This is a genomic window from bacterium (genome assembly GCA_019912885.1).
In the GTDB taxonomy this organism is placed as follows: domain Bacteria; phylum Lernaellota; class Lernaellaia; order JACKCT01; family JACKCT01; genus JAIOHV01.
Genome location: JAIOHV010000221.1, coordinates 1 through 1,949, shown reverse-complemented (window position 1 = coordinate 1,949; position 1,949 = coordinate 1). Strand labels below are relative to the sequence as shown.

The window sequence follows — 1,949 nt, the reverse complement described above, 5'->3', positions numbered from 1 at the left end:
GGAGGGACGTCCATGAATCTCAATGTGGTTCGCGTGTTTCTGTTTCTCGGTCTTGCGTTTGCGACGGCCGTAACCGCCGTTGCCGTGCCGTCGTGCGGCGATGACGACGACGATTCGGGCGGCGACGACGATTGCAAATCGACCGAATTCTACAAATGCGACGACGACTGGTCGGACGACGACGAGTCGGACGACGACGAGTCGGATGACGACTGCAAATCGGACGACGGCAAGTGCGGCTGGTGGGACGACGATTCCTGGGGCGACGACGATACCGAGACGGACGACGACGCGACGGATGACGACACCCTTCCGGACGACGACACGGCCGACGACGATACTTCCGCTGACGACGATACGGCTGACGATGACACCGACGACGACGACACGGCGGACGATGACACATCGGACGACGACGCGGCCTGATCCCGGCGCTTCGATTGTTTGAAGCGGAGGCGTCGTCTATAATCCCGCGCGATGAAACGGTGGATATTCGCCATCGCGGTTTTCGCATTTGCCGCCCTGTTCGTTTTTTCGGCGGCGGCGCCGGGCTTTGTGGCGTCCGCGCGGGCGGATGAGGCGTGCGCGTCGTGCAGCGATGACGATGACGACGATGACGATTGCAGCGATGACGCGTGCGACGACTGCGCCGCGTGCGTTTGCTGCGCGTATTCGAATGCCGTCGCGCTCTCCGAGGGCGGCGCCGTATCCATGCCGCACGTCTCGTCCCACGACGCGACGCTCTTTACGATGATCGATTCCGGCCCGGTTCCTCCGCTTCTGCGCCCGCCGATCGCGTCCCTCGCGTAGTTTCCTTTTTCCTCAACACGAAACCGACAATCCGGGCGGCGTATCGGCGCATCCGGCGTCTGCCCGTTAACGCGAGGAATCCTTCATGAATCGAAAAACCCTACACGGCGCGCGCCTGTGCGTGCGTTCCCTGTTCTTGATCGCGGCGCTCGCCCTTGTCGCGCTTGCCGTGGCGTGCTCGGCGGCCGAACAGCCGCCCGTCGCCGTTGCCTCGGAAACCGCCAAGGCGCCGGCCACACGCCCGGCCAAGGCCGACCCCGCGGACTGGTGCAAGGGCCACGGCGTGCCCGAGTCGATGTGCACCAGGTGCAATCCGGAGCTTGTCGAGCCGTTCAAAAAGTCCGGCGACTGGTGCGCCGAACACGGCTACCCCGAGTCCGTCTGCCCGACCTGCAATCCGATGGATCCGCCCAAGCCCGCGGGCGAGGCCGCCGCGGCGCCGTCAATGCAGGTCGCGGCGGCGGACCCGTCAGACTGGTGCAAGGGGCACAGCGTGCCCGAGTCCAAGTGCACCATCTGTAACCCGGAGTTGATCCCCAAATTCAAGGAGGCCGGCGACTGGTGCGAGGAGCACGGCCTGCCGGAATCGGTTTGTCCGCAATGCACCACAAAGCCGGTCACGTCGGCGATCGAACCGGGGACGCGGGTGAGGTTCAAGTCGGCTCAGATCGAATCCGCGGCGGGCATCGAGACCGTGGCGGCAAGGACACTGGAGCTTGGCGACGAGATCGCGTGCGTCGGGCGCGTGGAGTACGACGGCAATCGCTACGCGGACGTGCGCTCGACGACGGCCGGCATCGTGCGTCGCGTGCACGTCAGCCCGGGCGATCGGGTGCGTCGCGGGCAGGCGCTGTTCGAACTTGAGAGCGTGGATGTCGGCGACGCGCAGGGCCGGCTTGCCACGGCGCGCGAGCGTTTCGAAACCGACCGCGCGCGCCACGAGCGCCTCGAAACGCTGCACGCGCGGCAGATGGTTTCCGACGAGGAGCGCGACCGCTCGGCGCAGCGGCTCGCGGCGGCGGGCGCGGAGATGCGCTCGGCCGAATCGGCGCTGCGGATCACCGGCGCGCCGGCGTCGCGGCACGACGGTCGATTCGTGCTGCGCGCGCCGATCGACGGGATCGTCGTGGCGCGCGACG

3 protein-coding genes are annotated in these 1,949 nt (G+C 66.8%); all 3 read left to right on the top strand.

Features of this window, described 5'->3' with window-relative positions:
• The coding region (locus K8I61_19535; protein MBZ0274239.1) for a hypothetical protein at nucleotides 1–426 on the top strand (426 nt) is incomplete at its 5' end.
• A gap of 51 nt (nucleotides 427–477) precedes the next feature.
• A complete protein-coding gene (locus K8I61_19530; GenBank protein MBZ0274238.1) occupies nucleotides 478–810 on the top strand; it encodes a hypothetical protein in 333 nt (110 codons plus the stop codon).
• An 85-nt stretch (nucleotides 811–895) separates the two neighbouring features.
• On the top strand, nucleotides 896–1,949 hold a 1,054-nt coding region (locus K8I61_19525), incomplete at its 3' end, for an efflux RND transporter periplasmic adaptor subunit (GenBank protein ID MBZ0274237.1).

Coding starts and splice junctions, on each gene's coding strand:
- K8I61_19530 (MBZ0274238.1), top strand. CDS start 478: ATGAAACGGTGGATATTCGCCATCGCGGTTTTCGCATTTGCCGCCCTG.